The 19,091-nt window shown below is 63.0% G+C and carries 16 protein-coding genes; all 16 read left to right on the forward strand.

What is annotated here, in order from left to right; translation table 11 throughout:
* The first annotated feature begins 65 nt into the window (after positions 1 to 65).
* The 16 genes from gltB to HU749_RS03210 all read left to right on the forward strand — a co-directional run bounded on the left by gltB (position 66) and on the right by HU749_RS03210 (position 19,087).
* Positions 66 to 4,514 (forward strand): glutamate synthase large subunit, encoded by a 4,449-nt coding sequence (gene gltB / locus HU749_RS03135; RefSeq protein WP_014336171.1) that lies wholly within the window; start codon positions 66 to 68, stop codon positions 4,512 to 4,514.
* Between the two features lie 33 nt (positions 4,515 to 4,547).
* Positions 4,548 to 5,966 carry an FAD-dependent oxidoreductase gene (locus HU749_RS03140; RefSeq protein ID WP_003196992.1) on the forward strand — a complete coding sequence of 473 codons (1,419 nt, stop codon included), beginning with the start codon at positions 4,548 to 4,550 and terminating at the stop codon, positions 5,964 to 5,966.
* A gap of 267 nt (positions 5,967 to 6,233) precedes the next feature.
* Positions 6,234 to 7,301, forward strand: coding sequence for a uroporphyrinogen decarboxylase (gene hemE, locus HU749_RS03145; protein WP_014336172.1), 1,068 nt, complete (start codon positions 6,234 to 6,236; stop codon positions 7,299 to 7,301).
* Between the two features lie 341 nt (positions 7,302 to 7,642).
* Positions 7,643 to 9,109 carry an N-acetylglucosamine-binding protein GbpA gene (gene gbpA / locus HU749_RS03150; RefSeq protein WP_079301566.1) on the forward strand — a complete coding sequence of 489 codons (1,467 nt, stop codon included), beginning with the start codon at positions 7,643 to 7,645 and terminating at the stop codon, positions 9,107 to 9,109.
* A 67-nt stretch (positions 9,110 to 9,176) separates the two neighbouring features.
* Entirely contained in the window at positions 9,177 to 9,719 is a 543-nt protein-coding gene (locus tag HU749_RS03155; protein WP_079301897.1) for a cytochrome b, read from the forward strand.
* Positions 9,716 to 10,243 carry a type II secretion system protein N gene (locus HU749_RS03160; RefSeq protein ID WP_186651194.1) on the forward strand — a complete coding sequence of 176 codons (528 nt, stop codon included), beginning with the start codon at positions 9,716 to 9,718 and terminating at the stop codon, positions 10,241 to 10,243. The genes HU749_RS03155 and HU749_RS03160 overlap by 4 nt, the downstream gene beginning before the upstream one ends.
* An 8-nt stretch (positions 10,244 to 10,251) precedes the next feature.
* A complete protein-coding gene (gene gspD, locus HU749_RS03165) occupies positions 10,252 to 12,180 on the forward strand; it encodes a type II secretion system secretin GspD (protein ID WP_186651196.1) in 1,929 nt (642 codons plus the stop codon).
* Positions 12,177 to 13,640: a type II secretion system ATPase GspE gene (gene gspE, locus HU749_RS03170; RefSeq protein ID WP_186651198.1), complete on the forward strand. Its 1,464-nt coding sequence runs from the start codon at positions 12,177 to 12,179 to the stop codon at positions 13,638 to 13,640. The genes gspD and gspE overlap by 4 nt, the downstream gene beginning before the upstream one ends.
* Positions 13,641 to 13,644: 4 nt before the next feature.
* Positions 13,645 to 14,853 (forward strand): type II secretion system inner membrane protein GspF, encoded by a 1,209-nt coding sequence (gene gspF / locus HU749_RS03175; RefSeq protein ID WP_186651200.1) that lies wholly within the window; start codon positions 13,645 to 13,647, stop codon positions 14,851 to 14,853.
* A gap of 3 nt (positions 14,854 to 14,856) precedes the next feature.
* Complete coding sequence (gene gspG, locus HU749_RS03180) at positions 14,857 to 15,312, forward strand: type II secretion system major pseudopilin GspG (RefSeq protein ID WP_079301571.1); 456 nt, start codon at positions 14,857 to 14,859, stop codon at positions 15,310 to 15,312.
* Between the two features lie 2 nt (positions 15,313 to 15,314).
* Positions 15,315 to 15,782, forward strand: a complete 468-nt coding sequence (gspH, locus tag HU749_RS03185; protein WP_186651202.1) for a type II secretion system minor pseudopilin GspH — start codon at positions 15,315 to 15,317, stop codon at positions 15,780 to 15,782.
* Positions 15,775 to 16,161 carry a type II secretion system minor pseudopilin GspI gene (gspI, locus tag HU749_RS03190; protein ID WP_186651205.1) on the forward strand — a complete coding sequence of 129 codons (387 nt, stop codon included), beginning with the start codon at positions 15,775 to 15,777 and terminating at the stop codon, positions 16,159 to 16,161. The genes gspH and gspI overlap by 8 nt, the downstream gene beginning before the upstream one ends.
* Entirely contained in the window at positions 16,154 to 16,687 is a 534-nt protein-coding gene (locus HU749_RS03195) for a type II secretion system protein GspJ (RefSeq protein WP_046065085.1), read from the forward strand. Before gspI ends, HU749_RS03195 begins: the two co-directional genes overlap by 8 nt.
* Positions 16,684 to 17,529, forward strand: a complete 846-nt coding sequence (locus HU749_RS03200; protein ID WP_186651207.1) for a type II secretion system protein GspK — start codon at positions 16,684 to 16,686, stop codon at positions 17,527 to 17,529. The genes HU749_RS03195 and HU749_RS03200 overlap by 4 nt, the downstream gene beginning before the upstream one ends.
* Positions 17,529 to 18,632, forward strand: a complete 1,104-nt coding sequence (gene gspL, locus HU749_RS03205) for a type II secretion system protein GspL (RefSeq protein ID WP_186651209.1) — start codon at positions 17,529 to 17,531, stop codon at positions 18,630 to 18,632. The genes HU749_RS03200 and gspL overlap by 1 nt, the downstream gene beginning before the upstream one ends.
* Positions 18,632 to 19,087: a type II secretion system protein M gene (locus HU749_RS03210; protein WP_186651250.1), complete on the forward strand. Its 456-nt coding sequence runs from the start codon at positions 18,632 to 18,634 to the stop codon at positions 19,085 to 19,087. The genes gspL and HU749_RS03210 overlap by 1 nt, the downstream gene beginning before the upstream one ends.
* Positions 19,088 to 19,091 lie beyond the last annotated feature (4 nt).

Raw genomic sequence — 19,091 nt, forward strand, 5'->3', positions numbered from 1 at the left:
CATGCAACTGGTTGAATTGAAAAGAAATTTGCCTCGATTAGAGGCAGCCTGGTGAGAAAGTGTCTATGAAAGCAGGTCTGTACCAACCAGATGAATTCAAGGATAACTGCGGTTTCGGCCTGATAGCTCATATGCAGGGCGAGCCCAGCCACACCCTTTTGCAAACGGCCATTGAGGCCCTGACCTGCATGACCCACCGCGGTGGGATCAACGCCGACGGCAAGACCGGCGATGGTTGTGGCTTGCTGATTCAAAAACCCGACGAGTTCCTGCGTGCCGTAGCCCAGGAAACGTTTGGCGTGACCCTGCCCAAGCAGTACGCCGTGGGCATGGTGTTCTTCAACCAGGACCCGGTGAAGGCCCAAGCGGCTCGCGAAAACATGAATCGCGAGATCCTGGCCGCCGGCCTGCAACTGGTCGGCTGGCGCAAAGTGCCGATCGACACCAGCGTCCTCGGCCGCCTGGCGCTTGAGCGCCTGCCGCAGATCGAACAGGTGTTCATCGCCGGCGAAGGCCTGAGCGACCAGGACATGTCGATCAAGCTGTTCAGCTCCCGTCGTCGTTCGTCCGTGGCCAATGCCGCCGACACCGATCACTACATCTGCAGCTTTTCCCACAAGACCATTATCTACAAAGGCCTGATGATGCCGGCGGACCTCACCGCCTTCTATCCGGACCTGAGCGACGAGCGCCTGAAAACCGCGATCTGCGTATTCCACCAGCGCTTCTCCACCAACACCCTGCCGAAATGGCCGCTGGCCCAGCCATTCCGCTTCCTCGCCCACAACGGCGAGATCAACACCATCACCGGCAACCGCAACTGGGCCGTGGCCCGTCGCACCAAGTTCGCCAACGACCTGATGCCGGACCTCGAAGAGCTCGGCCCGCTGGTCAACCGCGTGGGCTCGGACTCCTCGAGCATGGACAACATGCTGGAACTGATGGTGACCGGTGGCATCGACCTGTTCCGCGGCGTGCGCATGCTGGTGCCGCCGGCCTGGCAGAACGTCGAGACCATGGACCCGGACCTGCGCGCCTTCTACGAATACAACTCCATGCACATGGAGCCGTGGGACGGCCCGGCCGGTATCGTCATGACCGACGGTCGCTACGCTGTGTGCCTGCTGGACCGTAACGGTCTGCGTCCGGCGCGTTGGGTCACCACCACCAACGGGTTCATCACCCTGGCTTCGGAAATCGGTGTCTGGAACTACCAGCCCGAGGACGTCATCGCCAAGGGGCGCGTGGGCCCGGGCCAGATCTTTGCCGTGGACACCGAGACCGGCCAGATCCTCGACACCGACGCCATCGACAACCGCCTCAAGTCCCGTCATCCATACAAGCAATGGCTGCGCAAGAATGCCCTGCGCATCCAGGCGACCATGGAAGACAACGACCACGGCTCGGCGTTCTACGACGTCGACCAGCTCAAGCAGTACATGAAGATGTACCAGGTGACGTTCGAAGAGCGTGACCAGGTGCTGCGTCCGCTGGGCGAGCAGGGCTACGAAGCGGTCGGCTCCATGGGTGACGACACGCCGATGGCCGTGCTGTCGCAGCGCGTGCGTACGCCGTACGACTATTTCCGCCAGCAGTTCGCCCAGGTGACCAACCCACCGATCGACCCGCTGCGCGAAGCGATCGTGATGTCCCTGGAAATCTGCCTCGGTGCCGAGCGCAACATTTTCCAGGAGTCGCCGGAACACGCCTCGCGGGTGATCCTCAGCTCGCCGGTCATTTCCCCGGCCAAGTGGCGCTCGTTGACCAACCTCGACCGCCCGGGCTTTGCGCGCCAGGTCATCGACCTGAACTACGACGAAAGCGTCGGCCTGGAAGCGGCGATCCGCAACGTTGCCGATCAGGCTGAAGAAGCCGCGCGCGCCGGTCGTACCCAGATCGTGCTCAGCGACCGTCACATCGCCCCGGGCAAGCTGCCAATCCACGCCTCGCTGGCCACCGGCGCGGTGCACCATCGCCTGACCGAAAAAGGCCTGCGCTGCGACTCCAACATCCTGGTAGAGACCGCCACCGCCCGCGATCCGCATCACTTCGCGGTGCTGATCGGTTTCGGTGCCTCGGCGGTGTATCCGTTCCTGGCCTATGAAGTGCTGGGCGACCTGATCCGTACCGGTGAAGTGCTGGGCGACCTCTATGAGGTGTTCAAGAACTACCGCAAGGGCATCACCAAGGGCTTGCTCAAGATCCTGTCGAAGATGGGTATCTCGACCATCGCCTCGTACCGTGGCGCGCAACTGTTCGAGGCCATCGGCCTGTCCGAAGAGGTCTGCGAACTGAGCTTCCGTGGTGTGCCGAGCCGCATCAAAGGTGCGCGTTTCGTCGACATCGAGGCCGAACAGAAAGCCCTGGCCGCCGAAGCCTGGAGCCCGCGCAAGCCGATCCAGCAGGGCGGTTTGCTGAAGTTCGTCCATGGTGGCGAATACCACGCCTACAACCCGGACGTGGTCAGCACCTTGCAAGCCGCCGTGCAGCAGGGCGACTACAGCAAGTTCAAGGAATACACCTCGTTGGTGGACAACCGTCCGGTGTCGATGATCCGCGACCTGCTCAAGGTCAAGACCCTCGACACGCCGCTGGACATCAGTGAAATAGAGCCGCTGGAATCGGTGCTCAAGCGCTTCGATTCGGCCGGTATTTCCCTGGGCGCCTTGTCCCCTGAAGCCCACGAAGCCCTGGCCGAAGCCATGAACCGCCTCGGTGCGCGTTCCAACTCCGGTGAAGGCGGCGAAGACCCGGCGCGCTACGGCACCATCAAGAGTTCGAAAATCAAGCAGGTGGCAACCGGCCGCTTCGGTGTGACGCCGGAATACCTGGTCAACGCTGAAGTGCTGCAGATCAAGGTTGCCCAGGGCGCCAAGCCCGGCGAAGGCGGCCAGCTGCCCGGCGGCAAGGTCAACGGCCTGATCGCCAAGCTGCGCTACGCGGTCCCTGGCGTGACCCTGATCTCGCCGCCACCGCACCACGACATCTACTCGATCGAAGACTTGTCGCAACTGATCTTCGACCTCAAGCAGGTGAACCCCAAGGCGCTGGTCTCGGTGAAACTGGTGGCGGAAGCCGGCGTTGGCACCATCGCGGCCGGCGTGGCCAAGGCCTATGCCGACCTGATCACCATCTCCGGCTACGACGGCGGCACCGGCGCATCGCCGCTGACGTCGATCAAGTACGCGGGTGCACCGTGGGAACTGGGCCTGGCTGAAACCCACCAGACCCTGCGCGGCAACGATTTGCGCGGCAAGGTCCGGGTGCAGACCGACGGCGGCCTGAAAACCGGCCTGGACGTGATCAAGGCCGCCATCCTCGGCGCCGAGAGCTTCGGCTTCGGCACCGCGCCGATGATCGCCCTGGGCTGCAAATACCTGCGCATCTGCCACCTGAACAACTGCGCCACCGGCGTGGCGACCCAGAACGACAAGCTGCGCAAGGACCACTACATCGGCACCGTCGACATGGTGGTGAATTTCTTCACCTACGTGGCCGAAGAGACCCGTGAGTGGCTGGCGAAGCTGGGCGTGCGCTCGCTTGAAGAGCTGATCGGCCGTACCGATCTGCTGGAAGTGATCGAAGGCCAGACCGCCAAGCAGCATCACCTGGACCTGACCCCATTGCTGGGCAGCGATTACATTCCGGCAGACAAGCCACAGTTCTGCCAGGTTGATCGCAACCCGCCATTCGACAAGGGTGAGCTGGCCGAGAAGATGGTCGACATGGCCGCTGCGGCGATCAACGACCTGAGCGGTGCCGAGTTCGACCTGGATATCTGCAACTGCGACCGTTCCATCGGCGCACGGATCTCCGGCGAAATCGCGCGCAAGCACGGCAACCAGGGCATGGCCAAGGCGCCGGTGACCTTCCGCTTCAAGGGCACCGCAGGCCAGAGCTTCGGCGTCTGGAACGCCGGCGGCCTGAACATGTACCTGGAAGGCGATGCCAACGACTACGTGGGCAAGGGCATGACCGGTGGCAAGCTGGTCATCGTTCCGCCCAAGGGCAGCGTCTACAAGACTCAGGACAGTGCCATCATCGGCAACACCTGCCTCTACGGCGCCACAGGCGGCAAGCTGTTCGCCGCCGGCACCGCGGGCGAGCGTTTTGCCGTGCGTAACTCCGGGGCCCACACTGTGGTGGAAGGCACCGGCGATCACTGCTGCGAGTACATGACCGGTGGTTTTGTCTGCGTGCTGGGCAAGACCGGTTATAACTTCGGCTCTGGCATGACCGGCGGTTTCGCCTACGTGCTCGACCAGGACAACACCTTCGTTGACCGGGTCAACCACGAACTGGTGGAAATCCAGCGGATCAGCGGCGAGGCGATGGAAGCCTATCGCAGCCACCTGCAAAACGTGCTGAACGAGTACGTCGCGGAAACCGACAGCGAGTGGGGTCGTGAACTCGCCGAGAACCTCGATGACTACTTGCGCCGTTTCTGGCTGGTCAAGCCCAAGGCTGCCAACCTGAAGTCGTTGCTTTCCAGCACTCGTGCCAACCCGCAGTGATATGCGCCTGAAGAGTTTGATGAGGTTTTAACAATGGCTGAACGTCTGAATAACGACTTCCAGTTCATCGATGTCGGGCGCAAGGATCCGAAGAAGAAACTGTTGCGTCAACGCAAGAAAGAGTTCGTGGAAATCTACGAACCTTTCAAACCCCAGCAGTCGGCCGACCAGGCCCACCGCTGCCTGGGCTGCGGTAACCCGTATTGCGAATGGAAGTGCCCTGTGCACAACTTCATTCCCAACTGGCTGAAACTGGTGGCCGAGGGCAACATCCTCCAGGCCGCCGAGCTGTCCCACCAGACCAACACCCTGCCGGAAGTCTGCGGCCGGGTGTGCCCGCAGGATCGCCTGTGCGAAGGTGCGTGCACCCTCAACGACGGTTTTGGCGCGGTGACCATCGGTTCGGTGGAGAAGTACATCACCGACACCGCGTTCGCCATGGGCTGGCGTCCGGACATGTCCAAGGTCAAGCCGACCGGCAAGCGCGTGGCGATCATTGGTGCCGGCCCGGCGGGCCTGGGCTGTGCCGATGTGCTGGTGCGTGGTGGCGTGACCCCGGTGGTGTTCGACAAGAACCCGGAAATCGGCGGTCTGCTGACCTTTGGCATCCCCGAGTTCAAGCTGGAAAAGACCGTGCTGAGCAATCGTCGCGAAGTCTTCACCGGCATGGGCATCGAGTTCCGCCTGAACACCGAGGTGGGCAAGGACGTGACCATGGAGCAACTGCTCGAAGAATACGATGCGGTATTCATGGGCATGGGCACCTACACCTACATGAAGGGCGGCTTTGCCGGTGAGGACCTGCCGGGCGTCTACGACGCACTCGACTTCCTGATCGCCAACGTCAACCGCAACCTGGGCTTTGAAAAGTCGCCGGAAGATTTCGTCGACATGAAAGGCAAGAAGGTCGTGGTGCTCGGCGGTGGCGACACGGCGATGGACTGCAACCGTACGTCGATTCGCCAGGGCGCCAAGTCGGTGACCTGTGCCTACCGTCGTGACGAAGCCAACATGCCCGGCTCGCGCAAAGAGGTAAAGAACGCCAAGGAAGAAGGCGTGAAGTTCCTCTACAACCGCCAACCGATCGCCATTGTCGGTGAGGACAAGGTCGAAGGCGTGAAGGTGGTCGAGACCCGTCTCGGCGAACCGGACGCCCGTGGCCGCCGCAGCCCCGAGCCGATTCCCGGTTCCGAAGAGATCATCCCGGCCGACGCCGTGGTCATCGCCTTCGGCTTCCGCCCAAGCCCGGCGCCGTGGTTCGAGCAGTTCAGCATCCAGACCGACAGCCAGGGCCGCGTCGTGGCACCGGAACAGGGCCAGTACAAGCACCAGACCAGCAACCCGAAGATCTTCGCCGGTGGCGACATGGTCCGCGGTTCCGACCTGGTGGTGACGGCGATCTTCGAAGGCCGCAATGCGGCGGAAGGGATCCTGGATTACCTGCAAGTCTGACCAGGCGACACAACCCCCTGTGGGCGAGCTTTGTGGGAGCAAAGCTTGCTCGCGATCCAGACGCCTTGGTACTCAAGAGACCGCGGTGTTTTCATCGCGGGCAAGCCTTGCTCCCACAATAAAACTGTCTCCACTGGTGTTTTGTGGTGTTGCGAAAGTTGTGCTGCCCCGCGACAAATTGCCCCGATAGATAAAAGGCACGGCTCTTGCCGTGCCTTTTGCGTCGCGCTCTGAGAAAATGCCCGCACTTTTTTTCCGGATGCCGACATGACTGCCCTGAAGAACGACCGTTTCCTTCGCGCCCTGCTCAAGCAACCCGTAGACGTCACCCCGGTGTGGATGATGCGCCAGGCCGGTCGCTACCTGCCGGAATACCGCGCCAGCCGAGCCAAAGCCGGTGACTTCATGAGCTTGTGCATGAACCCCCAGTTCGCCTGCGAAGTGACGATGCAGCCGCTGGATCGATATCCGCAGCTGGACGCTGCCATCCTGTTCTCCGACATCCTGACCATTCCCGATGCCATGGGCCAAGGCCTGTACTTCGAGACCGGCGAAGGCCCGCGCTTCAAGAAAGTCATCAGCACCCTGGCCGACATCGAGGCCCTGCCGATTCCCGATCCGCAGAAAGACCTGGGCTACGTCATGGACGCGGTCAGCACCATTCGCCGTGAACTCAACGGTCGTGTGCCGCTGATCGGTTTCTCTGGCAGCCCATGGACCCTGGCCACGTACATGGTCGAAGGCGGCTCGTCGAAGGACTTCCGCAAGACCAAGGCAATGCTCTACGACAACCCGCAAGCCATGCACCTGTTGCTGGACAAGCTGGCCCAGTCGGTCACGTCCTACCTCAACGGCCAGATCCTGGCCGGTGCGCAAGCGGTACAGATCTTCGATACCTGGGGCGGCAACCTGTCGGCGGCGGCGTACCAGGAGTTCTCCCTGGCCTACATGCGCAAGATCGTCAGCGGCCTGATCCGCGAGCACGAGGGTCGCAAAGTCCCGGTGATCCTGTTCACCAAGAACGGCGGCCTGTGGCTGGAAAGCATCGCCGATGCCGGTGCCGACGCCCTGGGCCTGGATTGGACCTGCGACATTGGCAACGCTCGTGAGCGCGTCGGTCACAAGGTCGCCCTGCAAGGCAACATGGACCCGACCGTGCTCTACGCCAAGCCTGAAGCCATTCGTGCTGAAGTCGGGCGCATCCTGGCCAGCTACGGCAGTGGTAGCGGCCATGTGTTCAACCTCGGCCATGGCATCACCCCGGAAGTCGACCCCGAACACGCCGGTGCCTTCCTGCGGGCGGTGCATGAGTTGTCGGCGCAATATCACGTCTGATTGCAACCCTGTCACCCAGCCTGTCCGGACCCGTGCCGGACAGGCTTTTTATTGTCCGGTCGTTGATGTGTCCTGCATGAAACTAGTCAGTTGTTTTGTCTGGTGTTTCTGTTTGTTTGTGTTTGATAGCTATTTCTATTTGTAAGAGTTTTCTCTAGTTATGTAAGAGAAATGGAATCAGAGATCATTCCTTCTGTCTTGAGAGATTTGTCCTACATAGTGAAAGTTAAACTTTCTATAAGGTTCCGGGCACTTGCAAGGTCAGGCGCTGAGCGGTCTGGCGCACCTTTCAAGAGGACGGTGATTCGTCTTTCAATTTTGATGACTAGTCTGGAACTTATATGAAGAATAACTTCAACAAGAGCAGTGTGTTAACAGGGTGTGCATCGTCATTAGTTCTGTTATCGGCCATGGCGGCGTCCCAGGGCGCGATGGCTCATGGTTATGTCGAAGTGCCGCCTTCCCGTGCGCTGTTGTGCCAGCAAGGTGTCAACCAACACTGCGGCGGCGCGCAAAGCGAGCCACAGAGTACCGGTGAAACCTTCAAGGGGTTTCCTAATGGCGTAGGCGGTGCGCCGATGCAAGGTCCTATCGACGGCAAAATCGCCAGCGGCGGCATCGCCCGGTTTTCTGCCCTTGATGCGCAGTCGGCCACGCGCTGGCACCTGACTGAAATCAGGGACCGTAACTTTGCCTTTCAATGGCAATACACCGCGGCACACCCGGCGACCAAACACGAATACTTCATTACCCGCGACGGTTGGAATCCAAACGAAGTACTCAAGCGTGCCTCGTTCGATAGCACGCCGTTCTGTACGGTGGATGGCGGTAATCAACCCCCGATAGGGGGGGCCAAGCACAACTGCGTCATTCCCGACAGCAAGTCGGGACATCACGTCATCCTGGCGGTCTGGACAGTCGCCGACACCGCCAACGCATTCTATGCCCCGGCGGATGTGAACATCCTCGCCGAAGCCGCATTGCCGGGCGGCTGGCAGCCGGTGGGCAGCATTGCGCCATCGACCCCATTGCTGGTGGGTGACAAGGTCAAGGCCCGGGCATTCTCCGCGACCGGTGAAAGTGCCGAATACAGCGTAGAGATCAGCATCGACAACGCTGAGGAAGGCAAGCCTGAGAACTGGTCGTTCAAACTGGCCGAAGCCATCAACAACGCCCATACCCTGATTCGTGCAGGTGTTCGGGACGCGGAAGGCAATATCACACCGGTCAATGGTGCCAACAGCCTGTACGCCCAGGACGAAAGCGGCGTTAAGCGCTATGAAGTGCAACTGGACATGAAGGAAGACGCTGGCGCCAGCATGGCGATTTCTTCCCTGCAGCCAGAGTACGTGCTCGACAAAGGTCGGGTCAGCATGGCCTTTACCGCGCAGACGAACCGCAGGATGAACCTTGAAGCCACGTTGTTCGATGAGAAGAACAAGCAGGTGGGTATCGTGCAGACCGTAGGTGAAGGCAATACTGGCCTGAGCCTGGACCTGCGTGGCGCTGCCCCTGGCGCGCACACCTTGACGCTGGTGGGCACCACCGAAGACGGCCGCACCACGCGCCAGGAGACCCAGACCGTCACCCTGACCGGTGAAGGCGCAGACATCGAGTACGACTTCGTCTTCCCTGAAGGCCTCAGGGACTACACCGCCGGCACGAAAGTGCTGCAGCCCAAGACTGACGAAGTCTTCGAGTGCAAGCCGTTCCCAGCGTCCGGTTTCTGCAAGCAGTACAGCCCGTCGGCGAACGGTTTCGAGCCGGGTGTCGGTGCCGCCTGGCAGAGCGCCTGGGACAAGCTGTAAGTCCTGACAGGCATGGCTCCAGGCGATCCACACGGATCGTCTGGAGCCTTCAGACGAGGGCGCAATGATGCCAATCCATTACTCCAGGCGACGGGTGCTGCTGCACTGGGTGTCGGCGGCCATTATCTTATGGGCGTTGGCGTCCGGTTTTTATGTGGCGTTCAACCCGGTTTCAGCTTCGACCGAACAGTGGGTCGGCTCACTCAATGTGTCGCTGACCACGCTGTTCATTCCGCTGTTTGTGTGGCGGGCCTGCCTGTTTTTCGGTGGGCTGGAAGCCCGTGGAACGGCGCCTTCATTTACACAGCGGCTGGCCCTGGTGGTACACGCGTTGATCTACTTGATCATCGGCATCGTGCTGGTGACCGGTGTGCTGATGATGAAAAGCGCCATCAGCGTATTCGGCCTGGTTCGCATCCCCCAGCCACTGGGCGATCCGGCGCTGATCGAACTGGCCCACACCCTCCATACCCTGTCTTGTGCGGGGCTTTCGGTGCTTGTCGCGCTGCATCTGTGCGCGGTGCTCTGGCATGAGTTTTCCGGACGCAGGGTGGTGCGGCGAATGTCCTTCGCCAAACCGGCGGGCACGATCCGGAGAGCACAACGGTGAGCCTGTCTTTTCGGGGCGGCAGCCGTCTGCCGAAGCTGCTGCTGGTGCTCCTGCCGCTGCTGTACGGGATCTTCCTGGCCGGGCAAGAGTGGCGCTTTCGCCAGGCATTGGGTCGTGATCTGCCGGTGCTGAGCAACCCGCCGGTGGCTCCTGTTCGCGACGTGCCCAACGTCCAAGCCGTGGCCACGGTGCTTGGCCTGGCGCCTGAAGGTGCCCATGCACCGAGCGCCGAACCGATTACGTTGCAGGCCAGCTTTGTCGCCGACCAAGGCTTGTCCCGGGCATTGCTGGCGGACGCCGCCGGCCCGCGCATTTACCAGGTGGGCGAGCGCTTGCCTGGTGGCAGCGTGCTGCGCCGGGTCGAGGCCAGCCATGTGATGTTGTGGCGCAACGGACGTGAAGAACGGTTGGCCCTGCAACACGCGGTCAAGCCCTTGCTACGCCGGTTGGAGCCCGAAGACGGGCGCCATGCCGCGCTGCATTCCTCGCAATACCTACGCCCGGTGGCCGGGCAATCAGAGTGATCGAATTCATGAACAGCTTTATCCGGGGCGGTGTTTCGCGCGCCCTGTTCTGCCTGGCCGTGTCCTGCCCACTGGCGTTCTCCGGTTCGCTGCAGGCCGAGGAGACCCAATGGCAACTGGCGATGAACAATGCGGAACTGCGCGACGTGGTCGAGGAGTTTTCGGCGATCCTGGGCAAGACCGTGGTGCTCGATCCCCGGGTGTCCGGGCGCATTACGGTGATGTCCCGCCAGGCACTGGACCGCGAAGGGGTGCGTCGGTTGTTTTATTCGGTACTCGATGCACACAACTTCACCGTGATCGACGAGGGCGAGCGGATCCTGATCACCCCGGTCAGCGAGGCCAAGACCCGCGCGGGAATCGCTGATGCAAAAAGCGCCACGCCGTCGCAGTTCGTCACCCGGGTCATCGACCTGCAATCGAGCATTGCCGCCGACGTCGCCGGGCTGGTTCGACCCTTGGTATCGGCCAATGGTTATGTCGGCCCTTCGGTATCGTCCAACGCGCTGGTGGTCACCGACACGGCTGCCAATGCCCAGCGCATTGCCGACGTGGTTCGGCAGTTGGACTCAGGGCGCAACCGCAATCATGTAGTGGTGCGGTTGCGGCATGCCCAGGCCGGCGATATCGCACCGCTGATGGAGGCCGCCGGTGGCAAGCGCGAGGGCGATATGGCGGGCCTGGTGATCGCCGATGCCCGCAGCAATCGCCTGGTGATCATCGGCGCACCGGCGGTGCGTCAGCGCTTGGTCGACCTGGCTCGGACCCTCGACGTCCCTGCCGTCGTATCCCAGGACAACGCCCGGGTCATCCGTCTGCGCCATAGCGATGCCAAGCAATTGGCCGAGGTGCTGGAAGGCGTCGGGCAGGATAAAAAAACCACGCCGACCCTGGCCGGCCAGCGGGACAGTGCCACCACCAGCCCGTTCATGATCAAGGCCGATGAAAGCCAGAATGCCTTGGTGCTGATCGCCGATTCGGCCCAGGTCCGCATCATCGAAAACATCGTCCGTGAGTTGGATCAACCCCGGGCCCAGGTACTGATTCACGCGGCCATCGTGGAGATTTCCGGGGATATTTCCGAAGCGCTGGGGGTGCAGTGGGGCCTCAGCAGCGGCAGCGCGGCGGGGTTCATCAACTTTCCAGGGACCGACATCCCGATCATCGGCGACCTGAACTTCAATGAGCTCGACAAGGCACCGGAAGGCGCGGTCCTGCGGCTGGGCGGCGATCGTTTCAGCGCGCTGGTCTCGGCGCTGGCGAGCAATACCCACAGCAACCTGCTGTCTACGCCCAGCCTGCTGACCCTGGATAACCAGGAGGCGGAAATCATCGTGGGCCAGAACGTCCCGTTCAAGACCGGCTCCTACGCCACCAGCGGTAACGGTGCGGACAATCCGTTCACCACCGTGGAACGCAAGGACGTCGGCATCAGCCTCAAGGTCAAGCCGTACATCAACGAAGGCTCGACCTTGCGCCTTGAAGTCGAGCAGGAAGTTTCGGACATCGCGCCGTCGGTCTCCGGTGTGGACTCCTCTGACCTGATCACCAACAAACGGGCCTTGAAGAGCACGATCCTGGCGGACGATGGCGAGATCATCGTGATCGGCGGCCTGATCCGCGACAGTGTCCGCACCCAGCAAAGCGGTGTGCCGTTGCTGCGCAGTATTCCGTACCTGGGCGCGCTGTTTCGCTGGAACCGTGACACCCAGACCAAAAGCAACCTGATGGTGTTCCTGCGCCCGACCATCGTGCGCAGCAACGAAGACCTCGCCGAGGTGAGCCGCCAGCGTTATGACGCGCTCCGGGACCTGAGCAAGCCGGGCTCGCGGAAAAACAATTCGCTGCTGCTGCCCAGGGACGCTCGCCAGTTGTTCGAATCCTCCCCGCAAGCGCCGGCGGCCGCCCCGCGCCCACAGCGCTCCGGTGACCTGTGAGCGAGCCGTTGCCCTTTGGTTTCGCCAGGCGCCTGGGGGTGCTGCTGGAAGGCGAGGGGTCGACCTTGAGCCTGGTCATGCGCCGCGATACACCCCTGACCGCCGTGGCAGAAGTGCAGCGCCTGTGCGGTCGGGATTTGCCTATCCTGGTGCTGGAACCGGCGCCGTTCGCCGCGCGCCTAGCCAGCGTCTATCGCCAGGGCCAGAGCGCCGCCGAACAGGTCGCCCAAGGCCTGGACGAGGAACTGGACCTGCTCAGCCTGGCCGACCAAATGCCGCAGACCACCGACCTGCTGGAGCAGCAGGGCGATGCGCCGATCATCCGGCTGATCAATGCCTTGCTCAGCGAGGCCGTCCGCGAACACGCGTCGGACGTGCACCTGGAAACGTTCGAGCAGTACCTGTCGGTGCGCATGCGCATCGACGGTCAGTTGCGGGAAATGCTCCGTCCGCGTCGGGAACTGGCGAGTCTGCTGGTGTCGCGAATCAAGGTCATGGCGCGCCTGGACATCGCCGAGAAACGCGTGCCCCAGGACGGTCGAATGGCCTTGCGCCTGGCCGGGCACGAAGTCGATGTGCGGGTCTCGACCCTGCCTTCGGCCCATGGCGAGCGCGTGGTGTTGCGCCTGCTCGACAAGCAGGCCGGGCGCCTGGAGCTGCAGCGCCTGGGCCTGCCCGACGACACCCTGGCCGGCCTGCGCCAGTTGCTCGGCAAGCCCCATGGCATCGTGTTGGTCACCGGGCCCACGGGGTCGGGGAAAACCACCAGCCTGTACGCGGCGCTGAGCAGCATCAACGACCAGAGCCGCAACATCCTCACCGTCGAAGACCCCATCGAATATCACCTGCCGGGCATTGGCCAGATGCCGGTCAATCCGAAAGTCGACATGACCTTTGCCCGTGGTCTGCGGGCCATTTTGCGCCAGGACCCGGACGTGGTGATGGTCGGCGAAATACGTGACCGCGAGACCGCCGAAATCGCCGTCCAGGCGTCGCTGACCGGGCACCTGGTGCTCTCGACACTGCACACCAACACCGCCGTCGGCGCGGTCACGCGGCTGGTGGACATGGGCGTGGATGCCTATCTGCTGGCGTCGTCCCTGGCCGGCATCGTCGCCCAGCGCTTGTTGCGCAGCCTGTGCCCGTCCTGCAAGACGGCCTATGTGGCCGACGCCGCCACCTGTCGGCGTCTGGGCCTCGACGCCGACGCCGCGCCCCGGTTGTTCAGGGCCCAGGGCTGCGAGCACTGCCAGAAGGGTTATCGCGGACGCTTCGGTATCTATGAGCTGGTGAATGTCAACGCCGCCCTGTCGCAACTGATTCATCAGGGCGCCACCGAGCAGGCGCTGGCCGCCGAGGCGCGCAAGACCTCCCGCAGCCTGTTTCAGGACGGCCGCCAGCGGGTGCTGGAAGGCCGGACCAGCGTCGATGAACTGCTGCGCATCACCCAGGAGGATTAGCACCGTGCCGACCTTCGACTATCGGGCCGAAGACGCCCAGGGCCGACGTTGCAAGGGCCGCGTGGAAGCCGATGGCCCGCGCCATGCTCGCCAGTTGCTGCGCGAGCGCGGCTTGCTGCCCAGCGAACTGGCTGAAGCCAAGGAACCGCGAACCTTGGGCGGGCGACATGCCGGGGCGCGTTTGAGCCCGGCAGATCTGGCGTTGCTGACATTGCAGCTGTCCACCTTGATCCAGGCCGGCCTGCCCCTCGAAGAGTCCCTGGGAGCGGTGGCGCAACAGAGCCAGAAGCGCCGCGTCGCCCATCTGCTGGCGGCGGTGCGCAGCCGGGTGATGGAAGGCCATGCGTTGGCGACGGCACTGAGGGCCTTTCCCCAGGCGTTCCCCGAGCTGTTCTGCGCCACGGTCGCGGCAGGCGAGCAATCCGGGCACCTGGGGCAAGTGTTGGAACAGCTGGCGAGCTACACCCAGGCGCGCCAGGCGTCACGCCAGCGCATTCAACTGGCGTTGGTGTACCCGCTGATCCTGATGCTGGCCTGTGTCGCGATTGTTGGCTTCCTGCTGGGTTACGTGGTGCCGGATGTGGTGAAGATTTTCATCGACAGCGGCCAGCCGTTGCCCTGGCTGACCCAGGCGTTGATCGCCGTGAGCGATGGCTTGCGCCGCTATGGCCTGCTGCTGCTCGGTGCGCTGGCCGGGCTGCTCGGGCTATGGCGTTGGAGCCTGCGCCAACCGGCGTGGCGCCTGCGCTGGCACCGTGTGTTGCTGCGGCTGCCGGTGTTGAGTGAAGTGATGCGGGCGATGGAGGCGGCCCGATTCGCCAGCACCCTGGCGATCCTGAGCAAAAGCGCCGTGCCTTTAGTGGATGCCTTGCACATCGCCGCGCAGGTGATCGGCAACCTGACGATTCGCGCCCGCATGGCCGACGTCGCCCGTTCGGTTCGCGAAGGCGGGACCCTGACCCGCGGCCTGGAGCAGGGCGGCGATATCCCGCCGCTGATGCTGCACATGATCGCCAGCGGCGAACGGGCCGGCGAGCTCGACAGCATGCTGGCCCGGGCCGCCGAACAACAGGAAGCCAGCCTCGCGGCGCGTATCGCGCTGGTGGTGAGCCTGTTCGAACCGGCCATGTTGGTGTTGATGGGCGGCGTCGTGCTGCTGATCGTCATGGCCATCCTCCTACCGATCCTGAGCCTCAACCAATTGGTGAATTGACCGATGAAACTCCAAAGCAAGCAACCTGCACGCCCTCAACGCGGCTTCACCCTGATTGAAATCATGGTGGTGGTGGTCATCATTGGCGTGCTGGGCGCCATCGTGGTGCCGCAGTTCATGAGCCGACCCGACCAGGCCAAGGTCACGGCCGCCCGCACCGATATCCAGGCGATCGCCACGGCCCTGGAAATGTACCGCCTCGACAACTTCCAGTACCCATCGACCCAACAAGGCCTGGAGGCGCTGAGCAAACGCCCGTCCGGTACGCCTGCGGCAAGGAACTGGAACCCCCAGGGCTATCTGAAAAACCTGCCGATCGACCCCTGGGGCACGCCCTATCAGTACCTCAATCCGGGGCACAAATCCCTCGATGGCAGCTATGACCTCTACTCCCTGGGCGCCGATGGCGTGTCGGGCGGCGAAGGCATGGCGGCTGACATCGGCAATTGGGTCGAGTGAACATGGGTCGTCATTGCCGGGGCTTCACCTTGCTGGAACTGATGGTCGTCATCGTCTTGATCGGGATTTTGGCAGGCATGGTCAGCTTCGCCACGGGTTCGAGCCCGATACGTGAGGCCCGGCAGCAAGCTCAAGACTTCGTGCGTGTGGTCCAGCAGTTGCGCGAGCGGGCGGTATTGGACGGGCAGGAATACGGTGTGCGCGTGCAGCCTCGCAGCTACCAGGCGTTGCGCCTAGAAGCCCAGGGCTGGACGGCGGTGTCGGCGTTGCATCGATTGCCTGTGGGGCTGACGCTCGGGTTGGAGCAGGACGGTCATGTCCTCAGGCTCGATGATGTTCAAGGTCCACCGCAGTTGCTGATGCTCAGCAGTGACGAGATCAGCCCGTTCAGGCTGCAACTCAAAGTCGCTGGGCAGACGATTTCCCGGGTGGCGAGCGATGGCCTGGCGGAGCCGTTGATCGATGATTAACCCTCGCAGGCCGGCTGCCGGTTGCCGCGGCTTCACGCTGTTGGAAGTCATGATCGCCCTGGCGATTTTCGCGACGCTGGCGGCCGCCGTGCTCTCGGCCAGTCAGTTCGTGCTCAAGCAAAGCGCCGGGCTCGAGGACCGTCTGTTCGGCGCCTGGCTGGCGGACAATCAGTTGAGCGAACTGCGCCTGCAAGCCGCTACGCCACCAGGGCAACAGCGTCTGAGCCGCCTCCTGGATCGCCGCGACTGGGTCTTGCAACAGCGTGTCGCCCCCGCCGCTGATGGGCGCCTGCTGCAGGTCGAGATCCAGGTCAGCCGTGTCGACAACGCGAGCGTCGTGCATCGCACCACCGGATGGATCCGCAGCCGTGATGAATAAGCAGTCGGGCTTCACTTTGCTGGAGCTGGTCATCGCCATCGGCATTTTTGCCTTGCTCGGCCTGGCCAGTTGGCGGTTGTTCGATGGCGTCGTGCGGACCCAGCAGGGAGCCGGTCAGCATGAGCGCGACATCCGGGCCTTGCAGCGTGCCGTCGGCGTGATCGAGCGGGATGTGTGGCAGGCGGTTGCCGGTTCGGTCGTGCTCGCGCCGGGGCGTCTGCAACTGCAGCGCAGCCATTGGCGCAATCCACGGGACCAGCCACGCAGCGAACGGCAGACGGTGGGCTATCGACTAGAGGGCGCAGTGTTGTGGCGCGACGGTGTCGGCGAAGGCACGTCCCTTGTGCAGCAGCAGAAGCTGCTCGACGACGTACACGGTTTGAGCTGGCGGGTGTTCGACCGGCAACGTGGCTGGCACAGCGAAACCGCGGGCGACATTGCGCCGCTGGCGTTGGAGTTGATCGTGTCGACGGGGCGTTTCGAACAGGTCCGTCGAGTGCTGCTGTTGCCGGGGGCGTTGCCATGAGCCGACAACGCGGTGTGGCGCTGATCAGCGTGCTGTTGGTGCTGAGCCTGGCATTGCTGCTGATCGGTGGCCTGTTGCGCAGTCATCGCCTGTTGTTGCACAGCAGCGCGCAGCAGTTGCAACAGGTCCAGTTGCGGCAATTGGGATTGGCAGGGGAAGACTGGGCGCGGGTGGTGTTGGAAAGCAGTGGGATAACGCCGTCCGGGCCCGTTGACCTGAGCCAGGATTGGGCTCGGCTTGAGCCTGTCTTCGAAATGGAAGACGCCAAGCTTCACATCGATATCGAGGATTTGTCCGGGCGCCTGAATCTCAACGCGCTGCTGGCCCTGGGGCAAATCGATCAGGTCACCCTCGGCCGCTGGACTCGCTTGCTGGCCTTGCTGGATTTACCGCCGCTGTCGTTGCCCCAGGTCGGGCCGGTGCAGGAGCTGAGTCAACTGCGCCTGCTGCCGGGCATCGACGGCCAGACACTGCGGTGCCTGGAGCCTTGGGTGGTGTTGCTGCCTAAAGACGCGCGGCTGAATATCAATACCGCACCGTGGCAATTACTGATGACCCTGGACGGCATGGAGGACGGGCCGGCTAAAGCGTTGCTCAACCAGCGGCGCCACGCGCCCTACGCCAGCGTGCAGGCGTTTACCAACGACCCGGTGTTGTCCGGGCTGGGCCTCAACAGCCACGGTCTGGGGGTGGGCAGTCGCTGGTTCCGGATCACCGTGAGTGTGACCCACGCCGGCAGCCGTCTGCGCCTGGCCTCGGATGTTGAGCGCGATTCCGTTAGCGGGCGCTGGACTGTTCGTCAGCGTCGTTTCCTACCCTTGAGCACCAGCGAGCTTCCCTGATGAAAACCTGGCTTTACCTGACGGCCGAAGGCCTGGGCGCGCCTTGCGCCAACTGGCCATGCTGCGTGTGGTCGCCCACCGGCGAGCGTCGTCGCCTGCCTCTGCATGAGGCGGCCGGTGAGTTGAACGGGCGGCTTGTCGATGTGCTGTTGCCGATGGAAATGTGCAGCTGGTTGCGCAGCGATCCGTGGCCCTCTCGACGCCAGCCCCGCCCTCAGGCCCTGGCATTCGCCGTCGAAGAGCAACTGAGTGAAAACCTGGAGGCGCTGCACATCAGCATCGGCCCGCGCGACCGTCAGCACCGCTATCCGCTGATGGTGACGGAGCGGGCCCGGTTCCGGGCGCTGCTGACGTTGCTGACGGCACAAGGCATTGAGGTGCGTGCGGTGCATGTCGATGCCGATCTGCTTGCCGATGACCAGGCATTTGGCGTGCACTGGTTTGGGCGTTGGTTGTTGGGAGGAGGGCTGCCGGCGCGGATGTCGTTGTCGGCCCGAGGCTTGGCGACGCTCAAGCCTGGCCTGCCTGAAGACATCCACTGGCTGGACGAGGAGCGTGATCGCCAGGGCATCGATGAGTGGTTGTTGAGCGCTGGCGGACAGCCCATCGACCTGTTGCAGGGCGCGTTCCGTCGGCGCCGCCAACCGCTGCCATGGCGCGGCGCTTCGGCGGCTGTGCTGGGCGCGTTGGTGCTCACCTGGGCGTTCAGTGAAGCCCGCCTACGTTTTCTTGAAAGCGAAACCCGGTTTCTCTATGCCCAAAGCGAACAGCGATTCAGGTCGTTGTATCCCGGGCAGGAGCGGATCGTCGACCTGGCGGCGCAGTTCCAGGCATCGCAGAGTCGTCGTGGACAACGTCAGGACACCCAGGTCGCGCGTCTGGCGCGTCTGACCGAGCAGGTCATTGGCGCCAGCAGCGTCGAGGTGCAGCGCATCGATTTTCGTGAAGGCGAGGGTTGGAAGATCCAACTGACGGCCAACAGCTTCGTCGAACTTGAACAACTGCGTGAACGCGGGCAGCAGAACGGATTGCCCGTCACCCTGGGCAGCGCGAGCAAACAGAACAATCGCGTGCAGGCCATTCTCACGCTGGAGAACAGTTGATGAACGTCAAGGGATGGCTGGCTTTGAAACAGGCCTGGGGGAGAACATCGCGCCGTGAGCAAGGACTGTTGCTGGGACTTGCCGGGTTGGTGCTGGTGGCGCTGGCCTATACCGCGATTTGGCAACCGACTCGGCAACGGCTGGAGGTTGCCGAACGACAGCATCGCCAACAGGCCGAACTGATGGCCCGGATCCAGCGCGCCGAACCCACCCGGGATGCGGCTGCCGCCACGCGGCCCTTGTCGGTGCGCGTCAACGAGGGTGCGACAGCGGCGGGATTGGAAATAGCGGAAATGGAGGTCGACGGCGACTCGTTGCGGCTTGTCGTCAGTGGCGAGGCCAATTCGTTGCTTCGTTGGTTGGATCAACAAGAGCGGGAGGGGGCGGTGCTGCAATCGCTCACGCTGGAAGCTGAGAATGGTGTGCTGGGTGCGCGGGTGGTTTTGCGTCAATGACCGA

Origin of the sequence: Pseudomonas ogarae (assembly GCF_014268695.2) — a bacterium.
In the GTDB taxonomy this organism is placed as follows: Bacteria; Pseudomonadota; Gammaproteobacteria; order Pseudomonadales; family Pseudomonadaceae; genus Aquipseudomonas; species Aquipseudomonas kilonensis.